The sequence below is a fragment of the Peribacillus cavernae genome, from assembly GCF_003989135.1.
Lineage (GTDB): Bacteria > Bacillota > Bacilli > Bacillales > DSM-1321 > Peribacillus > Peribacillus cavernae.
In genome coordinates, this window is sequence record NZ_RYZZ01000037.1 from 35,922 (window position 1) to 58,910 (window position 22,989).

At 41.7% G+C, this 22,989-nt stretch carries 21 protein-coding genes and 3 pseudogenes; 4 read left to right on the forward strand and 20 right to left on the reverse strand.

Annotated elements, in window-relative coordinates; translation table 11 throughout:
* Positions 1–31 precede the first annotated feature (31 nt).
* The 5 genes and pseudogenes from ELQ35_RS18900 to ELQ35_RS18925 all read right to left on the reverse strand — a co-directional run bounded on the left by ELQ35_RS18900 (position 32) and on the right by ELQ35_RS18925 (position 5,156).
* The gene (locus tag ELQ35_RS18900; protein ID WP_126866744.1) at positions 32–1,261 is read right to left on the reverse strand and encodes an MFS transporter; all 1,230 of its coding nucleotides are present in this window, start codon (positions 1,259–1,261) and stop codon (positions 32–34) included.
* A gap of 35 nt (positions 1,262–1,296) precedes the next feature.
* Positions 1,297–1,460, reverse strand: a pseudogene (locus ELQ35_RS23260) (serine/threonine protein kinase); the annotation flags it as partial.
* Between the two features lie 49 nt (positions 1,461–1,509).
* Entirely contained in the window at positions 1,510–2,892 is a 1,383-nt protein-coding gene (bcaP, locus tag ELQ35_RS18910) for a branched-chain amino acid transporter BcaP (RefSeq protein WP_126866745.1), read from the reverse strand.
* Between the two features lie 311 nt (positions 2,893–3,203).
* Positions 3,204–4,040 carry an undecaprenyl-diphosphate phosphatase gene (locus tag ELQ35_RS18915; RefSeq protein WP_281278140.1) on the reverse strand — a complete coding sequence of 279 codons (837 nt, stop codon included), beginning with the start codon at positions 4,038–4,040 and terminating at the stop codon, positions 3,204–3,206.
* Between the two features lie 918 nt (positions 4,041–4,958).
* Positions 4,959–5,156, reverse strand: a complete 198-nt coding sequence (locus ELQ35_RS18925) for an alpha/beta-type small acid-soluble spore protein (RefSeq protein ID WP_126866747.1) — start codon at positions 5,154–5,156, stop codon at positions 4,959–4,961.
* A 186-nt stretch (positions 5,157–5,342) separates the two neighbouring features.
* Between ELQ35_RS18925 and ELQ35_RS18930 the strand changes: the two genes are divergently transcribed.
* Together ELQ35_RS18930 and ELQ35_RS18935 are read left to right on the forward strand one after the other, a co-directional pair.
* On the forward strand, positions 5,343–6,629 hold the full coding sequence (locus tag ELQ35_RS18930; protein ID WP_126866748.1) for a glycoside hydrolase family 18 protein: 1,287 nt from the start codon (positions 5,343–5,345) through the stop codon (positions 6,627–6,629).
* Between the two features lie 141 nt (positions 6,630–6,770).
* Entirely contained in the window at positions 6,771–7,775 is a 1,005-nt protein-coding gene (locus ELQ35_RS18935; protein WP_126866749.1) for a potassium channel family protein, read from the forward strand.
* Here ELQ35_RS18935 and ELQ35_RS18940 read toward each other — a convergent pair.
* The 3 genes from ELQ35_RS18940 to ELQ35_RS18950 form a co-directional block, all read right to left on the reverse strand.
* Positions 7,766–8,176 (reverse strand): YugN-like family protein, encoded by a 411-nt coding sequence (locus ELQ35_RS18940; protein WP_126866750.1) that lies wholly within the window; start codon positions 8,174–8,176, stop codon positions 7,766–7,768. The genes ELQ35_RS18935 and ELQ35_RS18940 overlap by 10 nt on opposite strands.
* A 121-nt stretch (positions 8,177–8,297) precedes the next feature.
* Positions 8,298–9,650 carry a glucose-6-phosphate isomerase gene (locus tag ELQ35_RS18945; protein WP_126866751.1) on the reverse strand — a complete coding sequence of 451 codons (1,353 nt, stop codon included), beginning with the start codon at positions 9,648–9,650 and terminating at the stop codon, positions 8,298–8,300.
* Between the two features lie 65 nt (positions 9,651–9,715).
* The gene (locus ELQ35_RS18950; protein WP_126866752.1) at positions 9,716–10,879 is read right to left on the reverse strand and encodes an iron-containing alcohol dehydrogenase; all 1,164 of its coding nucleotides are present in this window, start codon (positions 10,877–10,879) and stop codon (positions 9,716–9,718) included.
* Between the two features lie 426 nt (positions 10,880–11,305).
* Here ELQ35_RS18950 and ELQ35_RS18955 point away from each other — a divergent pair, with 426 nt between their 5' ends.
* Positions 11,306–11,539, forward strand: a complete 234-nt coding sequence (locus ELQ35_RS18955; protein WP_126866753.1) for a DUF378 domain-containing protein — start codon at positions 11,306–11,308, stop codon at positions 11,537–11,539.
* Positions 11,540–11,968: 429 nt separating this feature from the next.
* On the opposite strand, the gene yugI is transcribed toward ELQ35_RS18955, so the two are convergent.
* The 7 genes and pseudogenes from yugI to ELQ35_RS23265 all read right to left on the reverse strand — a co-directional run.
* The gene (yugI, locus tag ELQ35_RS18960) at positions 11,969–12,373 is read right to left on the reverse strand and encodes a S1 domain-containing post-transcriptional regulator GSP13 (protein ID WP_126866754.1); all 405 of its coding nucleotides are present in this window, start codon (positions 12,371–12,373) and stop codon (positions 11,969–11,971) included.
* A 212-nt stretch (positions 12,374–12,585) separates the two neighbouring features.
* Positions 12,586–13,752, reverse strand: a complete 1,167-nt coding sequence (locus ELQ35_RS18965) for an aminotransferase (RefSeq protein WP_126866755.1) — start codon at positions 13,750–13,752, stop codon at positions 12,586–12,588.
* Positions 13,749–14,249 (reverse strand): Lrp/AsnC family transcriptional regulator, encoded by a 501-nt coding sequence (locus tag ELQ35_RS18970; protein WP_126866756.1) that lies wholly within the window; start codon positions 14,247–14,249, stop codon positions 13,749–13,751. Before ELQ35_RS18970 ends, ELQ35_RS18965 begins: the two co-directional genes overlap by 4 nt.
* Positions 14,250–14,628: 379 nt before the next feature.
* Positions 14,629–15,735 (reverse strand): AI-2E family transporter, encoded by a 1,107-nt coding sequence (locus ELQ35_RS18975; protein ID WP_126866757.1) that lies wholly within the window; start codon positions 15,733–15,735, stop codon positions 14,629–14,631.
* 110 nt (positions 15,736–15,845) lie between these two features.
* The gene (locus ELQ35_RS18980) at positions 15,846–16,703 is read right to left on the reverse strand and encodes a DUF1206 domain-containing protein (protein WP_126866758.1); all 858 of its coding nucleotides are present in this window, start codon (positions 16,701–16,703) and stop codon (positions 15,846–15,848) included.
* Between the two features lie 78 nt (positions 16,704–16,781).
* Positions 16,782–18,248, reverse strand: coding sequence for an alpha-amylase (locus ELQ35_RS18985; protein WP_126866759.1), 1,467 nt, complete (start codon positions 18,246–18,248; stop codon positions 16,782–16,784).
* Positions 18,249–18,278: 30 nt separating this feature from the next.
* Positions 18,279–18,494, reverse strand: a pseudogene (locus tag ELQ35_RS23265) (DUF1871 family protein); the annotation flags it as partial.
* Positions 18,495–18,626: 132 nt separating this feature from the next.
* On the opposite strand from ELQ35_RS23265, the gene ELQ35_RS18995 reads away from it, so the two are divergent.
* Positions 18,627–19,796, forward strand: a complete 1,170-nt coding sequence (locus ELQ35_RS18995; RefSeq protein WP_126866760.1) for a MalY/PatB family protein — start codon at positions 18,627–18,629, stop codon at positions 19,794–19,796.
* 135 nt (positions 19,797–19,931) lie between these two features.
* Here ELQ35_RS18995 and ELQ35_RS19000 read toward each other — a convergent pair whose 3' ends face one another.
* From ELQ35_RS19000 to ELQ35_RS19020, 5 genes and pseudogenes are all read right to left on the reverse strand, one after another.
* On the reverse strand, positions 19,932–20,462 hold the full coding sequence (locus ELQ35_RS19000) for a superoxide dismutase family protein (RefSeq protein WP_126866761.1): 531 nt from the start codon (positions 20,460–20,462) through the stop codon (positions 19,932–19,934).
* A gap of 86 nt (positions 20,463–20,548) precedes the next feature.
* Entirely contained in the window at positions 20,549–21,301 is a 753-nt protein-coding gene (locus ELQ35_RS19005; RefSeq protein ID WP_126866762.1) for a TraR/DksA C4-type zinc finger protein, read from the reverse strand.
* 136 nt (positions 21,302–21,437) lie between these two features.
* A complete protein-coding gene (locus tag ELQ35_RS23590; RefSeq protein ID WP_126866857.1) occupies positions 21,438–21,593 on the reverse strand; it encodes a YvbH-like oligomerization domain-containing protein in 156 nt (51 codons plus the stop codon).
* Positions 21,590–21,811, reverse strand: a complete 222-nt coding sequence (locus tag ELQ35_RS19015) for a hypothetical protein (protein ID WP_126866763.1) — start codon at positions 21,809–21,811, stop codon at positions 21,590–21,592. Before ELQ35_RS19015 ends, ELQ35_RS23590 begins: the two co-directional genes overlap by 4 nt.
* Before the next feature lie 81 nt (positions 21,812–21,892).
* Positions 21,893–22,628: pseudogene (locus ELQ35_RS19020) on the reverse strand (AAA family ATPase).
* Positions 22,629–22,989: the final 361 nt, after the last annotated feature.

Here is a 22,989-nt window from a genome sequence, read left to right on the forward strand (position 1 = left end):
CATTTCGGAAAGTATTGTCTTCTTTAATAGGTTATTGGTTTTTATCGTCTGGTGTATCAAGCATTCCTTTCATTCCGGCATGTCCGGCCCCGATTAGCAAGGAAAATACGATCGCTACTATCAGTAACCCGCTGATCAACCCGATTACACCATACCAGCCATAATGGTGCAAGAATACCCCCCCGATTGCTCCAATCAGGCTTGAGCCCGCATAATAGAATAATAAGTAAAACGACGAAGCCTGGGCCTTTTCACTTTTATGGGCAAGCAGTCCGACCCAGCTGCTTGCAATCGAATGGGCACCAAAGAACCCAAACGTAAACATGGCCAACCCGACGATTTTCAGTACCAGGGGATCGCACAACGTTAAAATCGCCCCGATTCCCATCAGAAGGATTCCTGACAAAATAACCTTTGCCCGGTTCATGCGGTCTGCAAGCCCTCCCATCCATGCCGAACTGAATGTCCCGACAAGATAAATGATAAAGATAAAGCTCAATAACGTTTGTGATAAATTGTACGGCTCCTGCATTAAAGGAATCCCGATATAGTTATAAATCGTGACAAAGGCTCCCATCAGCAAAAACCCTAGCAGATACAGCAAAACAAGCTTGCGGTTTTTGAAATTATGAACGATAGAAGTGATCAATCTCTGAAAGGATACATTGCTTTGACGATTATGATGTTTCGATTCCGGCAGTATAAACCAAAACAAAACGCTAATTGCTAAACTTAGAATACCCAGGCAGGCTATTGCGGCATTCCAGTTAAAATAATCTGAAATGGTTCCAACCATCAGCCTTCCTGCCAGGCCGCCAATGCTTGAGCCACTCACATAAATGCCAATCACATATCCCAAACTTTTCGGGTGGAATTCTTCATTAATATAAGCCATCGCAATCGAAGGAAACCCTGCCAATGCCGCTCCCTGCAGAGCCCTTAAAATAATAAGCAGATGTAACTCATGTGTAAATCCGACACAAATAGATAAAATAGCTGAAAGCGCTAAAGCTCCACCCATGAGCCGCTTCCTGTCCATGTTGTCGGATAAAAGTGAAAGAACGAGCAAAAAAACAGCCAAAGTTCCCGTGGCAACGGACAGGGTCAGGCTTGCTGTCGCCGGTGAAACATCGAATTGTTCTGATATGACCGGGATGACAGGCTGTGTGCTGTATAAATCAGCAAAAGTGACAAAACTGCCTAAAAACAAGGCAATAATCGTTCTTCTGAATGATTTACCCGCCGGCTCAATATATTCCATTTCCCTTCAGACCTTTCTAGTTGCGATTCAATACGTAGTATCGTTGCTGCTACAATCGGTCCTAATTTAACGATTCTATCTGCAGGAAGCACGTGCAGCATCGCAATGTTAACCGACATGTAAGCGATGTAACAACCAAAATTCCTGTAATGATCGCCTGCGACAAGGTTTTTGCAGGATTTTTCATTTCACCTGCCATCATGCAAAAGGGGTGGTCCTAAGGTACTACCCTGAAGTAACATATTCTGTTAATTCAAATTGCTGTGTTTTCGCGAATAAAACATATAAACTATAAAACCGACTGAGAGCCAAATCAAGAATGCAATCCACGTAATGGACGGCAGGCTTAAAGATAAATAAAGGCATAGAAGGGCGCTAATTACCGGCAGGACCGGAACAAACGGTACCCGGAAGGATGCCTGTATTTCAGGATGCTTCTTGCGCAGGACAATAATCGCCAGCGAAACCAATGTAAAGGCTGCAAGCGTTCCGATATTTACAAGGTGTGCCAATGTAGTTAAGTCCACGAAACCGGCAATTCCTGCTGCAACAAAGCCTGTTAACCATGTATTAAATAAAGGCGTTTTATATTTTTTATGGACAACACCCATTTTTTTAGGCAATAATCCATCGCGGCTCATGGCGTAAGTTAAGCGGACCTGTGCATAAATCAAAGCAAGAAGAACGGTAGTAATCCCTGCTACTGCCCCCACAGAAATGATGCCTGCAGCAGAATCCTGCCCGACAATTCTAAGTGCCATTGCAACCGGATCTGCTACATTTAACTGTTGATACGGAACCATACCTGTTAAAATGAGAGACACACCGATATATAGAATCGTACAAATAGCAAGAGAAGCAATGATCCCGATTGGCATATTTCTTTTCGGTGATTTCACTTCTTCAGAAGCAGTCGCAATCACATCAAAGCCAATGTAAGCAAAAAATACGGTGGCAGCGCTTGTTATGATTCCATCAAAGCCAAATGGAGCAAAAGGCGTCCAGTTTTCAGGCTTTACATATCCTACGCCCACTACGATAAAGATCAAAATAATGGCAAGCTTGATGAGCACCATTACGTTATTAAAACGTGTACTCTCCTTAACTCCGCGGCTGACAAGAGCCGTAATCAAAAGGATGATCAGCATCGCAGGCAGGTCGACAATTCCGCCTTTGCCAGTCCCTGGTGCTGAAGAAACGATTTCCGGAACATGCAGCCCGAAACCAGCTATCAATGACCGGAAATAAGCAGACCATCCGGTTGAAACAGCCGATATTGCCAGTACGTACTCAAGCATCAGGTCCCAGCCGATTAAAAAGGCAAAAACCTCGCCAAGAGTAGCATACGTATAAGTGTAAACACTTCCGGAGACAGGAACTGCTGAAGAAAACTCAGCATAACAAAACGCAGCCAATGCACAGGCAATTCCGGCAATAACAAATGAAATACTGATAGCCGGTCCTGCACTCTCGGCTGCTACCACGCCGGTAACTACGAAAATTCCCGTACCGATGACACAGCCAACTCCAAGAAAAATTAAATCCAGCAAACTTAATGAACGGTTAAGTTCCTTTTTCTGGCTATTCGCCAATAAATCACTCATGGTTTTCTTACGAAAAATATCATTCATGTGTATCCCCCAGTTGTCTATCAAAGAAAGAAGTTATCTAAATATTCATGTTTTGTAGTATATTGTCGATTAATGTTGAAGTCAAGTTTTTTTTCTCAGCAAACATTCACAGAAAAAAATTGGGTAAAATAATATTTTTACTAAACCCTTACCAAATAAGCAAGTAAGCGTTTTATATTTATTATCATTCCCCACTTGTTCACAAAACTTTAAAAGTTTTACTAAAATAATTTATTCGGTATTTTAAAAAGCACGTTCTCCTTTAACCAGAAAAAGGCACTACCGCAAAATAGCGGTAATGCTCACAGTAATTATATAGCTATCATAAACAAAATAATCGCTAATACAATTCGATAGATCGCAAACGGTTTTAACTTGATTTTATTGATAAGCTTCAAGAAAAAGCGAATGAAAAATAATGCAAAAACGAATGCACTGATAAACCCGGCGATAAAAAACGGAAGAACATCAGGAGTGAAATCCTCCCAATATTTTACAACCTTTAACAGACTTGCTCCGGCCATGATCGGCACGGCCATAATAAACGTAAAGTCAGATGCTGCACGGTGGCTCATTCCAAGTAAAACACCGCCGGAAATCGTCGAGCCTGAACGCGAAAAGCCGGGCCACAGTGCCAAGCATTGAATCAAGCCGACACCTAAAGCCTGTTTGTATGTAATCTGGTCAACTGTATCCGCTTTATGGACCTTTACCTTAGATTCAAATTTATCGGCCGCAAGCATTAAAAAAGCGCCAAGCAATAAACCGACGGCGACCGTATTGATGGAAAACAGATATTCATCGATATAGTCTTCGAATAAAACACCTAAAACCCCAGCCGGCAAAAGACCGACAATAACTTGCAGCAGATTTAATTTCTTTCCAGATTCACCCGACGTAGATTTGATTTTTTTTATGCCAAGCAAATCCATGAAACGGTCCCAGAAGATTACCACCACAGCTAATATAGAACCGAGCTGGATCACTACCTTAAAGGCATTCGCCACTTCATCACCAAAAATTTGGTTTGATTTAAACCAAAGATCATCAACAATAATCATATGCCCGGTGGATGAAACAGGTGCGAACTCTGTCAGCCCTTCCACCAGCCCAAGAACAATTGCAACAAAAATCTCCCAGATAGTAATAGTGCCACCTCATTTATTCCTTTATTCACAAAATCGATTGTACCCTGCCTATTGAAAATTGTCTATTAAATATTATGATTTTGCTTATGTAGAGAGCAGTAATATTTCACTAATTTAATTCTTAATTGATATAGTTTTTTCATATTTAGAGGATCAAGAAAAGCAAAAGACGTGGATTCAGGGGTTGGAAGGAACTGAGTATATAACACCATTTGATATTACTAATTCAGTAGTAAAAAAATTAAGGATCAGTAAGCTTACTCACTGATCCTTAATTAAATATGTATCGAACACGAGTACGTAACGATCTTCCTTGCACTATTATGAATAGTTGATTACCTATTTTTGATCTTTCGACCATAAATAAACAGTTCACCACTCATAATAATGGTTCGTTCGACCATATAAAATACCTGTACACCCGTATACAACCTTTCGGCTGTATATGAACGTTAACTTTAATTGAATCGTTTGCTCAATGAAGTCTGCGGCACTCGATATGATCTTCGCTCGACCCTATATGATAAGTTGGGACCTTATAACAATAATATCTTCTAGAGAAACGACTGTCATAAAACCTTTCTTTACCATATAAAATCTTCCTTCTGATCGAATACAGATAGAGTATTTATTTCTAAATGATCTATCTGGTTTGCAATCTTTGGCTGAATTATATATATCCTTCAGGATATATATAATTTTGGGCTCAACCGTTACGTACTCGATACATTTATAATGACCAAATTCAGTTCAATATATACACAATTAAAATTTACCAAAGTGTTTTTCATCTATTACTATAATACGGATATGAAATAAAATGGTTTCAATTCCAGCACGATCCAGAAAAAAATGTGCAATAAAAAGAAGGAGCTTCCGCTCCTTCTTTTTCAATCCATTCAAATATTAAGTTGTTAATTAACGAGAGCCACCCATTTGTTGTTCAGCCATTTGTACCAAACGTTTAGTGATTTCTCCACCTACTGAACCGTTTGCACGTGAAGTAGTTTCTGCTCCAAGGTTTACTCCGAATTCAGAAGCGATTTCAGTCTTCATTTGTTGTAGTGCTTGTTCAGCACCGTTTACTAGTAGTTGATTGCTGTTGTTACTTGCCATGTTTATCACCTCCTACTTTAATGATTTGTTTTTTTACAATAAATTATTAATGGTAATTTCTGTAGCATTTTATACAAAGTGAAAAGGTCACGTTTAAACTGTTTTTTTTCATATCATGTATCTCTTTTAGTGAACATACAATGGTTGTAGCATTCACTTTATAACCCTAATAAGGAGGAAAGGCGCTTGCAAATCCATGTCGTTAGAGAAAATCAGACTCTTATCAGTATCGCACAGGCTTTTAATGTAAACGTTGACGAGCTGATCAGATCGAATGAAATCCCTAATCCGAACGACCTTGTTGTCGGTCAGGCTCTTGTAATTCCAATCACCGGCAGCTATTACTATGTCCAGCCCGGAGACAGCCTTTGGTCGATCTCCCAGAGAGTGGGTGTTCCCTACGAGGCGCTGGCAAGGATAAACGGCATCTCGGTTAATCAAAGCCTAAGCGTTGGCTACCGGCTTTATATTCCTCCGCAGGCAAAAACCAATGCAGAATTCAATGCATATGTGGAGCCTCGGGGCACGACAGTCAGCCCTAATCTTGAAAGCAGCTCCAGGCAAGCGGCTCCGAATCTGACTTATTTAGCTCCTTTCAGTTTTCAGGCCTTGCGTGATGGTACATTAAGAGAACCGCTTCTAAACAATTTTCCGGCAATTGCAAGAGAAAATAATGTGGTTTTGATGATGGTCATCACTAATCAGGAGAATGACCAGTTTAACGATGAACTTGGGCAGATTTTGCTCAATAATATGGAAATCCAAAACAGGTTTCTAGACAATATTGTAAGAACTGCGCAAAGATACGGGTTTGAGGATATTCATTTTGATTTTGAATATCTACGGCCCCAGGACCAGGAGGCATATAACCAATTTTTGCGGCGGGCAAAGGCCCGGTTCAATCAGGAAGGCTGGCTCTTGTCAACCGCCCTCGCACCGAAAACAAGTGCCACCCAGCAAGGCCGCTGGTATGAAGCCCATGACTATCAAGCTCATGGAGAAATAGTTGATTTCGTCGTCATCATGACCTATGAGTGGGGCTACAGCGGCGGCCCGGCGATGGCTGTATCTCCTATTGGCCCTGTCAGAAGAGTGTTAGAATACGCAATTACCGAAATGCCTTCCTCAAAAATCATGATGGGACAGAATTTATATGGATATGATTGGACGCTCCCCTTTGTCCAGGGGTCGACAGCGAGAGCCGTAAGTCCGCAGCAGGCCATACAACTCGCCGCCCGCAATAATGTACCTATTCTATACGACTACAATGCCCAGGCACCTCACTTTAACTATACCGATCAAGAAGGAAGAAGGCATGAGGTATGGTTCGAGGATGCGCGTTCCATCCAGGCTAAATTTGATTTGATCAAGGAATTGAATCTGCGCGGAATGAGCTATTGGAAACTGGGTTTATCTTTCCCGCAGAATTGGCTGCTTATTAGAGATAACTTCAATGTCAGAAAACGAACATAAGACAGGAGGCTGACTCCGCTTGGGTCATGCCTTTTTTTTATAGCAGCAACATGTAACCTGACTCTGCCCCGCTTTCCTCATCCTGTTGATATGGGACGGCTTCTTTTTGTCCATAATGATAGTGGATAGGAGAGATGAGAGATGTTACGAGTGAGGTATATGGGAAACTTCCCGCGTTTACCGAGATTGACTAGGTTATTATTATTAATAATTGTTGTGTTGTGTTGTTTTGGGATGCTTATTCATTTAGTAGAGCCCGAAACATTTGGAACTGTTTTCGATGGAATTTGGTGGACGATTGTGACGATAGCTACAGTCGGCTACGGAGATTTCGCCCCTTCAACCGTTGCAGGGAAAATGATTGGCATTATCTTAATTTTATCCGGTGCCGGACTGGTTTCTTCTTATTTTGCTACGATAGCGGCGGTTGCTGTTTCATCGGAGCATCTTTATATGGAAGGAAAAAAGGATTTCACCAGAGAAAGCCATATCATCATTGTCGGCTGGAATGAACGTTCCAAAGAAATTATTAGAGAAATGAAAATCCTTGAACCCATTATCCCTATCGTCTTGATTGATGATTCCTTGCAAAAGCATCCCCTTCCAAGAGAGAATGTCCATTTTATCCATGGCAAAGCGACTCACGATGGTGTTCTGTCCAAAGCAAACATAAAGAAAGCTGAAAAAGTACTAATCACTGCCGATTTAAGGCAAGATGAATTTCAGGCTGATATGTTCACGATTTTAACATTGCTTGCTGTAAAGGGGGCAAAGGCAGACATATTCTGCCTTGCGGAGATACTGACAAGGGAACAGATCGCAAATGCCTTCAGGGCAGGTGCTGATGGCATTATTGAAACCAATCGGTTTGCAAGTGAAGTAATGGTAAAAAGTTTGTTGGATAAAATCGTGCCCGAGTTTAATGAGGAAGATGCCGAAGAACAGGACAGTAAAATCAGGTTTAGGCCGATTCCTATTCTTCAGGAATGGCAGGGGCTCACTTTCAAGGAATTGATCCCCTTTTTGCTGGACCAAAACAGGCTAGCAGTAGGCATAGAGAGGGAAGGCCAGAATGTAATCCAGCCTCCTCCTGATTACAGGGTTCATCATGGTGACAGCGTGCTAATCATCCATACTCAAGATTGATCCAGAAGCTGCTTTTCCAGATCATGGACCAAGGACTTGCCCAATCCGATGTAGTTTTCCGGAAACTCGGCATCCGGGTTCTTTGGTTCCTGGAATTGATTGAAGGCTGCAGAAATATTGCCGATGTTACCCTCATCATCAATTGCATCCTGATATTGGTGCGAAAGCAGGAATGGCTTTTGTAACTCGACTGTCGTCCCATTTGAATCCAATTGGCCATCCACGGCACGGAATGGGATACGCAGGAATTGATAACCGTCTGAGTCATCAATTTTATAATCAAAATAGCCATGGTCATATTCCCAGTTCCCAGATATATCATAGCCCAGCGGTTTCATCTCGGATTCAAGTTCATACAATACGAAAGTTTTTCCCTCAAGTCGGGAAGAAAGCTCAATCATTCTAAAAACTCCTTTGTTCTCTTTTTTTTAGCTTAACCAGAGAACAAAAAAAAATAACAGGATATCAAAAACGAGAAAAACCTTGCCATATCCGGCAAGGTTTTCAATCTTTATCCATTCCTTATTTCTCCAAGCGCTTTTCCAGCTCTGCTTTCTTCTCTTCGAATCCCGGTTTCCCTAACAGGGCAAACATATTTACTTTGTAGGCCTCCACACCAGGCTGGTCGAAAGGATTCACTCCCAGTAAGTAGCCGCTCATCGCGCACGCTTTCTCGAAGAAATAGACAAGATAGCCAAATGTATAGGCATCAAGTGAAGGAATGCTGACAATAAGGTTAGGCACGCCTCCGTCGGTATGGGCAAGTAATGTGCCTTCGAATGCTTTATTATTCACAAAATCCACTGTTTCACCGGCCAGGTAATTCAAACCGTCCAAGTCACTGCCATCTTCTTCAATCGTTAATTCATGACGTGCCTTTTCTACCTTGATTACGGTTTCAAATAGGTCACGACGGCCTTCCTGAACGTATTGTCCCAATGAATGCAGGTCCGTTGAAAAGTTTGCGGATGAAGGAAAGATTCCTTTTTGGTCTTTGCCTTCACTTTCGCCGAAGAGCTGCTTCCACCACTCGGCAAAGTATTGCAGCCCCGGCTCATAGTTAATCAGCATTTCAATTGTTTTTCCTTTATTGTAAAGAAGGTTACGGACAACAGCATACTGGTAAGCCGGGTTTTCGGCTAGCTCGGATTTGTTGAAATCCTCTCTCGCCGCAGCGGCTCCCTTCATCATTGCCTCAATATCCGCCCCGCTGGCCGCTATCGGCAGCAGCCCTACAGCAGTCAATACGGAATAGCGTCCGCCGACGTCATCCGGAATTACAAACGTTTCATACCCTTCTTCAACAGCAAGCGTTTTTAATGCGCCCCTTGCTTTATCAGTCGTTGCATAAATGCGTTTGCGCGCTTCTTCCGTGCCATATTTTTCTTCAAGAAGTTTGCGAAAAATCCGGAAAGCAAGAGCTGGTTCCGTCGTTGTCCCTGATTTCGAAATGACATTAATCGAAAAGTCTTTACCTTCAAGTAAATCGATAAGATCTGTCATATAAGTCGAGCTAATATTATTTCCTGCAAACAATACTTGCGGCATTTTTCTTTTATCCTTTTGCAAAACATTATAGAAGCTATGCTGCAAAGCCTCAACAGCTGCGCGTGCACCTAAATAAGAGCCCCCGATGCCAATGACCAATAAAACATCCGAGTCCGCTTGAATTTTGGCAGCCGCTTTTTGAATACGGGAAAACTCTACTTTATTATAATCAACAGGCAGGTCGATCCACCCAAGGAAGCTACTTCCAGCCCCACTTTGTCCGTGCAGGGAGTGATGAGCCACTTTAACTGCATCCTGCAGATATGTAATTTCATGCTCCCTGAAAAAAGACAACGCCTTTGAGTAATCGAAACGAATATGTGTCATGATCTATTAGTTCCTCCATCTTCTAAAAGAGTACCCTTCCACTTAAACGAAAGTCGGCCTGATAATCAAAGTGACGCCTGTAAAATGGCAACCACATCTGCACGATTCAATTTTTTAAAGTTGCCAAATTCACCGTTCACCATTGCTTTGTCAGCCATTGTTTCCATTTGTGAATCATCAATTTCATAATCGGCAAGTTTTGTTGGGGCGCCAAGGCTGCTCCAGAACCCGCGAAGCTTTTCAATGCCTTCAAGGGCTGTTTCTTCATCGGTCTTGCCTTCCGGATTTACATTGAATACCCGTACTGCCATTTGTTTAAATCGTTCGACATTTTCGTTCAAAACATGCTTCATCCAGTTCGGGAACAAAATCGCGAGCCCTCCTGCATGCGGGATATCATAAACAGCCGAAACAGCATGTTCGATGTTATGAGTTGCCCAGTCTCCATGATAGCCTACCTGTAGATAGCCATTTAACGCAATCGTTCCGGAATAAAGAATCGTTTCCCGATGTTCGTAGCTTTCAAGGTCTTCCAGGAGTTGAGGCGCTGTTTCGATTACAGTCCGTAACAGCGATTCACAGAAACGATCCTGTAAAGGCGCATGTGTGCTCGGATGAAAATATTGTTCAAACACATGGCTCATCATATCAACCATGCCATAGACTGTTTGATTTTTTGGGACGGTAAACGTATTAACCGGATCCAGGATGGAAAACTGCGGAAATACCAGTGGGCTGCCCCAGCCGTATTTTTCTTTTGTTTCCCAATTGGTTATCACCGAACCGGAGTTCATTTCAGAGCCAGTGGCTGCCAACGTCAAGACAGTTCCAAACGGCAAAGCTTCCTTTACCGGTGCCTTTTTGATCACTAGATCCCATACATCGCCTTCAAATTTCGCGCCTGCAGCAATAGCCTTGGTACAGTCGATGACACTTCCCCCGCCGACAGCAAGGATAAAGTCAATATTCTGTGCCTTACAGATTTCAACGCCTTTTCGAACTGTTGAAAGCCGTGGATTCGGTTCGACGCCTGGCAACTCATGAATTTCTGCTTCTATTTCCTGTAACTGATTAATGACTTGATCATAAAGGCCGTTTTTTTTAATGCTGCCTCCTCCATAGACAAGCAAGATCCTTTTTCCGTACTGTGGTATTTCCGCCTTCAGCTGCTCTACCTGCCCTTTGCCAAAAATTAATTTTGTAGGATTTTTATATATAAAGTTTTGCATATTGCTACCTCCTTTTTATTCATTATGGCCTATTTCAACATTAAATTTCAAAGAATGTGATTGTACTAAAGAAATACCGTCACCGGTCCTTGGCTTACAAAGCAATTGTTCTCCAGTTAAAGCATTGATTAGCCAAGGAGACACCCGACAGGCATAAGACAAGCAGATGCATGGGGAGCGGTTTTCTCCCCATCAGCTGATTGGCTTATGACCCGAGGGTGGCAGGTGTAAGGTTAGACACCAGTCTAAGTTCAAAAAGTTATACTTTCTTATCTTTTAAGAAAAGCTGAAGCACCTTGTTGAAGCCAGTCATTTTACAAAAGACTGCCTTTTTTAGTCAGCAAAGAAAAAGCCCAAGGTTCTGCATATTTTTAGAACAAGAAAAGCACCCTATTAAATGAAACTGCTATTAAGGAGGACATACAAATGAGTGGCATTCAAAGAACTGCACTTGTGCTTACGATTATCGGAGCCATTAACTGGGGGCTTATCGGTTTTTTCCAGTTCGATTTAGTCGCTGCCATTTTTGGCGGGCAAGCTTCAGGACTATCCCGGATCATTTACGGTCTGGTCGGTATTGCCGGATTGATTAACTTGGGCATTCTATTTAAACCGAACCAGGAATTTTCAAAAGAACCAGAAGCCAAAACAAGCCGATAAGAAAAAATAGCCGGTAACCCGCCGGCTATTTTTTATGGGCTGCAAGTTCAGGCAGTCCATAAGTTATGCCTGATCCTTTTTTACAGCTCGTATAGCTGAATTCAAGTTGGTCTCAGCTTGAATATCTATCTTTTCGCTTGATTCAGTGCTGTTTTCGCTTGATTATCAGTTTTTTCGCTTGAATCCACATTGTTTTCGCTCGATTAACTGTTTTTTCGCTTGAATTCAAGTTTTTTTCGCTTGATTACCTCAGCTTACGATTATCTCTGGCTCCTTTTTTGTTCTGTACCTGATTTGTAAAATAATTAATAGCCGCTACAATAATAAAACAGCCGGCTTAAAACGGTCTGACTAGGCCATCCGTAAACGATTATCATGCAATCGTATATGGTGAACCTACCCCATGCCCATTTCAGCCGGCTTTCTTAGTTACTTTTTTATTAAATCTTCACGCTGGGATTGATCAATCCACTCTTGAAGTTTGTCTTTTAATGTGTTAAATCCTTCAGAGGAATCATTTGTTCCAGCTTTTACAGCCGCCTGGCGTTTCTTAGGCGCTTTTTTCGCTGGAGCTGCCGGGCGCTCCGGAGCTTCTTCAGTAGCCCGGATGGATAACCCGATTTTCCCTGCCGCTTCATCCACGGAAAGAACCTTAACCTGTACTTCATCTCCTACCTTTAAGTGATCATTGATATCCTTCACATAACCATGGGTAATTTCGGAAATATGCACTAAACCTTGTGTCGAATCATCAAGAGCAACAAACGCACCGTACGGCTGAATGCCTGTTACTTTACCAGTAACTACAGTTCCAACTTCAAATTTTTCAGACATGGTAACACTCCTAAATAAATTATATTTTTCCTCTTTTTCACGCAATATAAAATTATATCATACATATCAATATTTATCAAAATTGATTTTTTGCCAATTACACTTTCCAGTCCTCGTCCTATCTTTTCATTCCTCTATCTCAAAAATACATCAAAAAAACAGAAAAAGCTTAATCATGGATTAAGCCTATACAAAGCGGAATTCTGTTTTTTTTATTTCTTTTTAATCAAAAAACGTTCGATCCTCTTGATTGCTTCCTGCAGCTGTTCCAGGGACGATGCATAGGAACAGCGAATGTGCCCTTCGCCGCTGTCTCCGAATACGTCACCAGGAACAACAGCGACCCGTTCCTCAAGCAACAATTGCTCTGCAAATTGCTGTGAGGTTAAACCGGTTTTGGCTATCGAAGGAAAAGCATAGAAAGCGCCGCCTGGATTATGGCATTCGAGGCCAATTTCATTAAATGACTTAACGATATAATTTCTTCTTCGCAGGTAGCTCCTTCTCATTTCTTCAACATCTGGCATTCCATTTTTTAATGCTTCCAGCGCGGCATATTGAGCTATCGTCGAAGCACACATCATTGTATATTGATGTATTTTCAGCATTGCCTCTGAGATTTCCTTTGGTGCGCAGACAAAACCAAGGCGCCATCCGGTCATTGCAAAACCTTTTGAAAAGCCGTTGATCAATATCGTTCTGTCGATCATGCCATCGATGGCCGCAATCGAAGTAAATTCTTCATCATATGCCAGCTCTGCATATATTTCATCGGCAATCACAAGCAAATCATGTTTCTTGATAACTTCCGCAATGTGAATCAATTCTTCTTTTCCTAGTTGGGTTCCTGTCGGATTATTAGGCGAACAAATCATAATCGCTTTCGTTTGTGCAGTTATAGCCGCCTCAAGCTCTTCCGGCATTAATTTAAAGTCATTTTCTTTTAATGTATGAATCGTTTTTGGGACCCCGCCGGCCATGCTCACGAGTGGAGCATACGATACAAAGCATGGCTCAACGACAAGGACTTCTTCTCCGGGATTTACAATCGCCCTCAAAGCAATATCAAGTGCCTGGCTGGCCCCGACTGTCACAATAATCTGGTTTTCGGGATGATAGGGAACACGAAATTCCTTGTCCATGTATCGGGAAATTTCCTCCCGCAGTTCCAACAATCCAGCGTTTGCCGTATAGGAGGTACGTCCTTCCTCCAAAGATGCGATGGCGGCTTCCCTTATCGACCAGGATGTCACAAAGTCCGGTTCCCCCACGCCAAGGGATACAACCCCTTCCATATTCGCAGCGAGATCAAAAAAACGCCGAATTCCCGATGGTTTAAGGTCTGTTATTGTTTTTGAAATGTAGCCGGTTTTTATCATGGAGACACCACAATTCGCTTGTCTTCTTCCACTTGATCAAAAATGGTGCCGTCATGTTTGTATTTTTTCAGAATAAAGTGTGTAGTTGTTGAAATCACGGAATCCAGGGTGGACAGCTTTTCAGAAACAAACCTTGCCACCTCATTCATCGAACGCCCCCTAACGACGACAGATAGATCGTATACCCCAGACATCAGGTAAACAGACTCCACTTCTTTAAATCGATAAATTCTTTGGGCGACATCATCGAAACCCACGCCACGTTTCGGAGTCACCTTCACATCAATCATCGCAGTGACACCTTCATATTCATCGACCTTTGCCCAGTTAATGACCGTTGCATAGCGGACAATCACCCTCATGTCTTCCATCTTTTTAAGTGCTGTTTCAATTTCATCTGTTGACTGATCGGTCATCTTTCCAAGATCGCCATGATCGATCCGGCTGTTCGTTTCAATAATGCTCAGTATTTCCAGTTCTTTTTCATTTAAATGCATATGTATCACTCCCTATATTATTTGAATAAATAAAGATAAACTTCAATAATTATAACAAATGCCATAAGCACTCCCAACAAAAAAGCGATTTTTTCTTTGGAAAAGGGAGTAGAGCCATGAAGACGATACATATTATTTGAAGATTTGGAACATATGTTCTATAATTATGAGAAAAGGAGGAGATTCACTATGCCTAGATTCTGTTAGAACTATTCATTTATTTAATGTTACAAACGTGACTTCTTTGCCCCCCTCTAACGATTAACATACCTTTTCCGAGAACAACATCTCTGAACCATCACCAAAAAACCGTTCGAATATTCGAACGGCGAAAAAAAATATTTAACCACTTTTGATAGACTCAAAGTAACAATGGATTTCACTGAATAATGTTTTTTTCCAACTTTTGCTCTTTTCTAAGCCTAAACAATCGATACGTATGGAGGACAATAACTTTTAAGACAGCATATACAGGCACCGCTAAAATCAAGCCAAGCAGTCCTCCTATACTTCCGGCAACCAGCAATAATGAAATAATCGTAAGCGGATGAATATCAAGCTGTCTTCCCATCAATTGCGGAGAAATAACATTCCCTTCAATCTGCTGGGCGATAACCATGACAATCAGGACCTTAATGATCATGCCCGGTGAATCAATCATCGCAACAAAGATGGCTGGAATGACCGCGATTATTGGCCCAAGATACGGAATGACATTTGTTAGCATCGCAACAATTGCAAGAATAAGTGAATATTCAATCCCAATAATTAAGTACCCAATGTAAAGCATGACCCCCACACAGAAACTAACAAACACTTGTCCTTGAATAAAAGAACTTAGTGCTTCATCTAAATCGGCTAATATCTTATTTCCGTTTGCCTGTTGAGTAGAGGGCAGCAAACGGAGAACCTGTTCAGGCGCTTTTTCTCCCTCTTTTAACATATAGTATAAAATAAATGGAACTGTAACAAATATGGTGACAACGCTAGTAATGATACCTATAAAATTAGCAATATTGGTTCCAATGGAAGCCAAACTTTCCGATAAATACCCCGTAACTTTATCCGAAATTTCTTCCAGGTTAAATTGATCGTTTTGCTGGAAGCGATTTACCCATTCGCTTTGCTGTAATTCAATTACCTTTGCTTGGATTGTTTCTGCCAGCGCAGGCGTGTTCTTAATTAAGTTATTCACCTGTTCCTGTAAGATCGGCCCTACCAGGTAAACCAGCAAGGTACAAATTCCAATAGCAACTAAATAGATAAGTAATATCGACAGAATTTTAGGCACACGCCTTGCATGGAGAAAATTCACAACAGGGCGAAATAAATAGTAAAGCACCCCTGCTATCAGAAAAGGGAAAAAAAGCGTTTGTACAAGTGCTACAATCGGTTGAAAGACAAAATCAATCTTTGTACCAACTAAAATAAGGAGAAAAATAAGCAAAAACCCATAACCATAACGAAATGCCTTTGACTGAGGCATAAGTCTCACCGCCCGATTTATTATAAAATTACTAGGATTACTGGATATTTATACCCTACATCACAGATATTTAATCATATCATTCTGTACTAGACAAATTTATTAAGCTATTATGGATTAAGTCTTTTATAACGGGCTTCGGCAAACATGTACACACCGTATGCAATTAACCCCATGGAAACAATCGTGAGCAACACAGGCCCAAACGGCTGCTGAGCCACTTCGGCAAGTGCCCCGTCTAGCCCTTTTGTTTCGTCAGGATCAGCCTGGATAGCCGTGCGAATGAGAAAAATCCCGATAATACTGAATACTAATCCACGGGCAGAAATCCCGACTTTCCCAATATGGCCGCTCCATTTCCATTCTTTTCGGGTCATCTCATTCTTTTTGAATTTTTTCTGGAACCGGCCGGATAGTGCCTTGCTAACCTGAATGATGCCAACAATTAAAATAACCGCGCCTAATAAACCGATAGCAGTTTGGCCGAAGGGTTGGGCAAGCATTTTAGCCGATAATGTTTGATAATGTTCGTTTGAGGTATCCACTCTTGCATGGAACAAAATCTTTATTGCACTGTAACACGTCCCAGTGTAGATACCGGCAATAACAACATACCCTATCCGGGCAACAATTCCCTTCAAGTCGCTTCCTTTGTTTTCCGGATCGAACAATGCCATAACGATTTGCCAACAGGCATATCCACTAAGACCTGCTGCTAAAATAATCAACAATAGTAAGCCGAATGGCTGTTGGGCAATCACATATAATGCCCCCTTGGACGAAATCAATTTCCCACCCAGACCAAACGCTGACTGAAGGGCAAGAAGTCCGATAACCAGGTATACGACTCCTTTAGCCATATGCCCAAAACGCGCAAAGCGCAGTACCCATGGCTTTGCCCTACCTTTAATCCGGTTCACTTTTCTTCCAAAAGTATCTTCTTTCACAAACGGATGTTGTCTGCCCATCGCAAGTTACTTCCTTTCCATGAACCGAATATACAGCCAAAAAACTGTTGGATATCATTATTCCTAGGTAAAAAAGCCTTATTTTACATCCTGTTCAGGCTGTGCCCAAACAGACACACTTCCTCCCTTAACAAGAAATGTCGCGAAACCATCTTCTTCGATCGTAATAAAATCTCCTATTGTTCCAGTCAGGTCAACCCATACTTCTCCTGCACGGTCTTCTCCGACAAACATCCTTTTTTCTCCTTTTTCGTCATTGGAGATAATCACGGCACAGCCTGAACGCTCTATTTCCTCTGTACCGCCGCGGAACCAGCCAATAATATTTGGGTCATCTAAATAATCGTTTTGTTCTCCGTATGCTTTATGGTAACGGGCATAAAGGAGAGGATCAATTGATTCTTTCTTTCCCTCGATCGGATTTTCCCCTCCAATGCCAAAATAATCGCCATAAAAAACGCATGGGTACCCATCCTCACGAAGCAGAATAAGGGAATAGGCAATTTGTTTAAACCAATCGTCTATCCACGATTCAAGCGATTCATTTGGTTGTGAATCATGATTATCGACAAATGTTACCGCGTTTAGCGGATGTGTTTGTACGAGTGTATCATTAAAAATGGTGGTGAGATCAAAATTAGCTCCGTCTATGGACGCTTTATGCAATTTGTAATGAAGGGAAACATCAAATAAGTCAATCTTATGATCGATGTTATCTAAATATTCCTGACACGCAGCTAAATCAGTGCTCCAATACTCGCCCACAAAATAAAAGTCTTTACCCCGATCCTGTGATAATTCTGTTATAAATTCCTTAACAAAGTTATGATCAATATGTTTAATGGCATCCAGGCGGTAGCCGTTGCACTGCAAGGTATCGGCAAGCCATTTCCCCCACGAGATCATCTCTTTCTGCACGTCCGGATGTTTATAGTCGATATCAGCAAACATCAAATAATCATAATTTCCGAATTCATCGTCTACATTCTCATTCCATGTTTTATTTTCTCCAACAATTCGATAAATCCCGGTTTTATCATTTTTCGCGTCATAGTCTACCCCGTTAAAATATTTAACGCCCCATTTGAAAGAGGAATACTGATCGCCACGGCCCGGAAAGGTGAATTTGGTCCAACCTTCAATCTCAAATGGCTTTGAAATCTCCTTTGAACGGTCTTTCGGATCGACTTCAATCACTTGAAATACTTCCGTTTCGTCAGCACCCGCTTTATGGTTCATAACTATATCAACATAAACATTTATACCGTGGTCATGACACACTGCAATCGCATCCAGCAATTCCTGCTTCGTACCGTATTTCGTGCGTACGGTTCCTTTTTGGTCAAATTCGCCGAGGTCATATAAATCATAAACACTATATCCTGTATCTTTCCCTGTTGTCCCTTTTGTGACCGGCGGAATCCACACAGAATCAATCCCTCTTTTTTTTAACTCTGGTGCCAGCTTTTTCAGACGGTTCCAGTGCGATCCGTCTGATTCTACATGCCACTCAAAAAATTGTATCATCGTATGATTTCTATTCATTTTTATTGTTCTCCCTTTCCAGTCTTCACGTCATAATGAACAGCTCGCATTATGTTTAATATGCAAAAGCTTTTGGGATATCGCCAGACATTCCTCCCTTTCAATCTTCATTTCAAAGGAAAACTCATAGATATCTTGAACTTTAGCGGCCAGTTGATGGCGATCATCCATATCGCTCACTGCCATCAAACAATCTGCTACTTCAGTTTCATAAGCTTCTCTGCCCCATCCGAAGGGATCCCACTCCTGTAAAACTTCTTAAGCTCCATATTCATTTGCTGCCTATCCATAAATGATCACCTGCACTTATTATTTTACGTAAACGTGTTATCATAATTATAGTATCAATATGAAAAAAAGAAAACGGCGGTGATCTTTGTGGACAGCAAATTATTTGAAACACTGATAGAAAGGAAAAATACCGGTTCAATTAAGTGGGACTATACCGGAGAACTTTACGGGGCAAAGGATCTTTTACCGATGTGGGTGGCGGATATGGATTTCCCTTCTCCTGAACCAGTCCAAAAAGCGTTAATTGACAGGATTCAGCATCCTGTTTTCGGTTATACGGCACCGCCTGCGGCCATTAACGATGCCATCCAGACATGGATGAAAAAAAGACATGATTGGGACATTAAAAAAGAATGGATAATGTTCAGCCCGGGAGTCGTTTCGGCGCTTGCAGTCGCAATCCAGGCATTTACCCGCCCGGGTGATAAAGTGATGCTGCAATCACCAGTATATACTCCCTTCTTTGATATGGTCACAAAAAATGAGCGGGAAGTGGTCAATAACCAATTGCATATTGCCGAAAACCGTTTTTCGATCGATTTTACCGATTTTGAGGAAAAACTGAAGAGCGGAGTGAAGTTGTTCTTATTGTGCAATCCGCAAAATCCCGGTGGAAGGATCTGGACTAAGAATGAGCTGACTCAAATCGGTGAGCTTTGCCATAAATACGGAGTTCCGATCATTTCGGATGAAATCCATGGCGATCTTTATCTGCCTCCTTTTAAGCACGTCCCGATTGCATCCATCGATGAACGATTTGCAAGCCTTACAGTCACTCTCATGGCTCCAAGCAAAACATTCAATGTCGCCGGATTGCAATCCGCGTTATTAATCACCGAAAATCCGGAGTTCCAGAAAAAGCTAAAAACCGTCCAGGACCGGAATGCTTTTCATGGATTGAACCTTTTCGGATTGACTGCAATGGAGGCAGCTTACCGCGAAGGCGAAGAGTGGCTGAACGAATTGGTGGACTATCTAAAAAGCAATATTGAGATTACCACCGACTTTATAAGCCGTGAATTACCGGAAATCGTATGTATGCGTCCGGAGGCGTCTTACCTGGTATGGCTAGACTGCCGTAATCTGGGCCTGACAGACGAGGATTTAAAGAAGTGCCTAATCGAAAAAGGGAAGCTGGCTCTTGAACCAGGCACCAAGTACGGACCTGGCGGGGAAGGTTTTGTAAGAATGAATATAGGCTGCCCGCGGGAAATTTTGCTGGACGGCTTACAAAGATTGAAGAAATCTTTTTCATAAATTTGAAAAATGCACGAAAAAACAGGTGATCATCACAACGATGATCACCTGTTTCTTATTTACTAATTCAAAATAATGATTTTACTATCCAAGCTTTTAAACTGCCGGCTTTTGAAATTGACCCCGCACTATTATTCATCGTTTCGTTTTATTTTTGCCGCTAATCTCCCCGCAGGCTATCCGCTGCCCTGAATCGCCCGCCGGCTGGGTCATTCCGTCATCCTTTCGTTCATGGATGACAAGGGAGGTCCCAGCCATCGTAAATAATGAAGTTTTCCCCTCTTTTAATGTTACCTGCGGGGCTGTGAGCTTCGCCTTTGTGCTCCCATCATCGGATACGATCAGATTCGGCAAGTCTCCTGCGTGCGCTCCCTCTGGATGCAACAGTCCATGCTTTTTATCATCGGGATTGTAATGGTCTCCTGCAGACTTAAAGTCTGGGGCAGCGCATTTTCCTTTTTCGTGTATATGGATCGCATGCTCTCCAGACTCGATTCCTGATAATTTTATGTCAAACGCGACCCCCTTTGATTGCTCTTGAACCTTGATCGTTCCAAGAGAATCGCCGTCAGGGTTATACATTTTCACGTTGACTTCCTTTGGATTCCCTTGCTGGGCACATCCGCCCAGCAGCAAGATAAAGCCAGCCAATAACCACTTCATCATCGGTTCGTCCCTCCCAAAAAAGTACAACTTGTATCATTTTTATCTATTGTGGGAGATGATATACCTTTTTGAATAGATGCTCACAATTAGTCTTCTTCCACATAAGGATCATGTTCGTTAGCAGGCAGATCGCCGAATGTCGTCATAATCCCTTCTTCATCCAGTTCCTTTTCATATTTCTCATGCTGAGAATTTGGATAAACCGTAATATTCTTTCCTTCGATATCTACGCCGACAAAGTTCTCATAATCCTCGACGTAGCCGACATTTTCCTCCGATTCCTCATACATATCATTGTAATGGCCTGTTGGAACCGTTAAATCAGAAGGAGTCTCGGATGTTCCGTAGCTTGCTACATCCTGCCAAGAATCTTCGGCGTCATAGGCAACATTTTCATTCTTCTCATCTAAATCGAATTGGCCAAAAGGAGGCATAAGAACTTCCTCCTCAACCGGCCGATTATGGGAGGTTTCCTGGGACGGTGTATGCTCTACACAAAAGAGCGTGGTGGGAAGGGCCTCTAAGCGTTCAAAAGGAATTTCCTTACCACATTCCCGACACTTTCCGTACGATCCGTCCTTTATAGCTTGCAGGGCGTTATCGATATCCTGTACTTCATTTTGGTAATGCTGATAAAGGGCAAGATCTTTTTCTCTTTCGTATAATTCCGTCGCGCCATCACCTGGGTGGTTATCGTAGCTGGATAATTCTCCGGTTGAGTCATGGTAATGACTCCTCCTTAAATCCAGGTCGCCATTATCGCGCAATCTATTTTTCAAATCGTCCCTTGATACGTGCAATTGAGTTTTCAGCTTTGTTAACTCGTGGTTTGAAAGCATATTCGCCATTCCTTTCCCTGTAGTTCGCATTTGTAGTATTTTCTGTTTTTCCTTCTTTATTTATGTATTTTCTTCCCGTCAGGATGTCTTTTTTATAATAAAGAGCTTTGCCATCATTCAGCAAAACCTCTTCGCATTAATTATTGTTATATCTTACAAACACATATCCAAAATCTTTTACATGGAACTTTTTCCGGCTTTCGATAAGCCAAAAAAATGTGACCGCAGTCAGATCATAATTTCTCCAATAAGAAAAGCTGTGAATTTCTAATCGAAATTCACAGCTTTTTATTTCACAGAATCATGGTTCCGCTGGTTTCTTCTCGTGATTTCTTCTTCTAGTTCCTTTGTTTTTAGTGCTTCCTTGTGGGAGTAAGCGATGATGAATCTCATTGTAAGAACAGCACCAATAATGAAGATTACAGAGGTTATCGCAGCAGGGATATATTCGCTTTTATCTTCCGGAAAATAGAGGAAGAGTGCAAACACGGTGTTGTAAAGAAAGTCCATCTCTTACATCCTTTCTTGATATATGGCACATTAACTACAATTTATTATATCAATTATCGAAGCTCCCCTCCAGCCTATCATTTATTTTCTAAACAAATGGTGAAGCAGCCCTTCCTTGTCTTCAAAAAACTGTTTCATTAATTTGTAATGGTTTGTCTCCTCAAGTTCTGTTTCTCTGATTCCTTCTTCTGTTAGCTCTAAAATTTTCGCCTGTGGATACGCCATTAAAATGGGTGAGTGAGTAGCGATGATAAACTGCGAGTTTTCTCTAACCAGTTCATCTATTCTTGATAAAACAGAGAGCTGACGCAGCGGGGATAATGCTGTCTCCGGTTCATCGAGTATGTAAAGGCCGTTCCCTCTAAATCGGTGGGAAAATATCGAAAAGAACGATCGCCATGTGACTGTTCATGCAGGGAAGTCCCGCCGAAGGAATCAATAATCTTCGGTGAGCCGCTCCCTTCATCTAATTCTAGTATATTCGTCGCTAGATTATAGCCCGTAAATAAAATCCATCTTTTGGCTTTTTCACTCCTTTTATAACCCTTATATACCTCTCTAGTTCAGAATGGGTATTATAGGTACTGAAGGTGAAATTGGCACTGCCTCCCTCTGGATTAAACCCAGCCGCAACGGCAATCGCCTCAAGCAGAGTGGACTTTCCCATGCCATTCTCACCGATTAAGTAAGCGACATTGGGATGCATGGCTATATCCAATAACGTGCGGATGACTGGCAAGTCAAAGGGATACCTATTAAATGAAGGTACATCTTTTCTTTTTAATTCTATTTTCCTGATAAATTGAGTAAGGTCCATGATAGAATCCTCGTCTTATCTTTTAATTAAAGTTGAAGTAAACTTTAGTAAATCAAGCGTTATTTCAGTATCGCTCTTAAGTTCGGTTCTCCGCTCATAAATTTTATTAATAGCTCTTAAATTCAAAATAATCGCTCTTATATTTCGATAAAAGCTCTTAAAAACAAAAATGGTGGTAATCTGGCAAGGTTTCTTCCAGAACCATACTGAAACCTCTCCTTAAATAGTTCATTTTTCTATAAAAAAACTGTCATCGACCATAAACTTAGCCAATCGCTCTTAAATTTCGATAATCGCTCTTAAATTTCGATAACCGCTCTTCAACATAAATTGACTTGTTTAAAAGGGTGAAAGGAAAGGT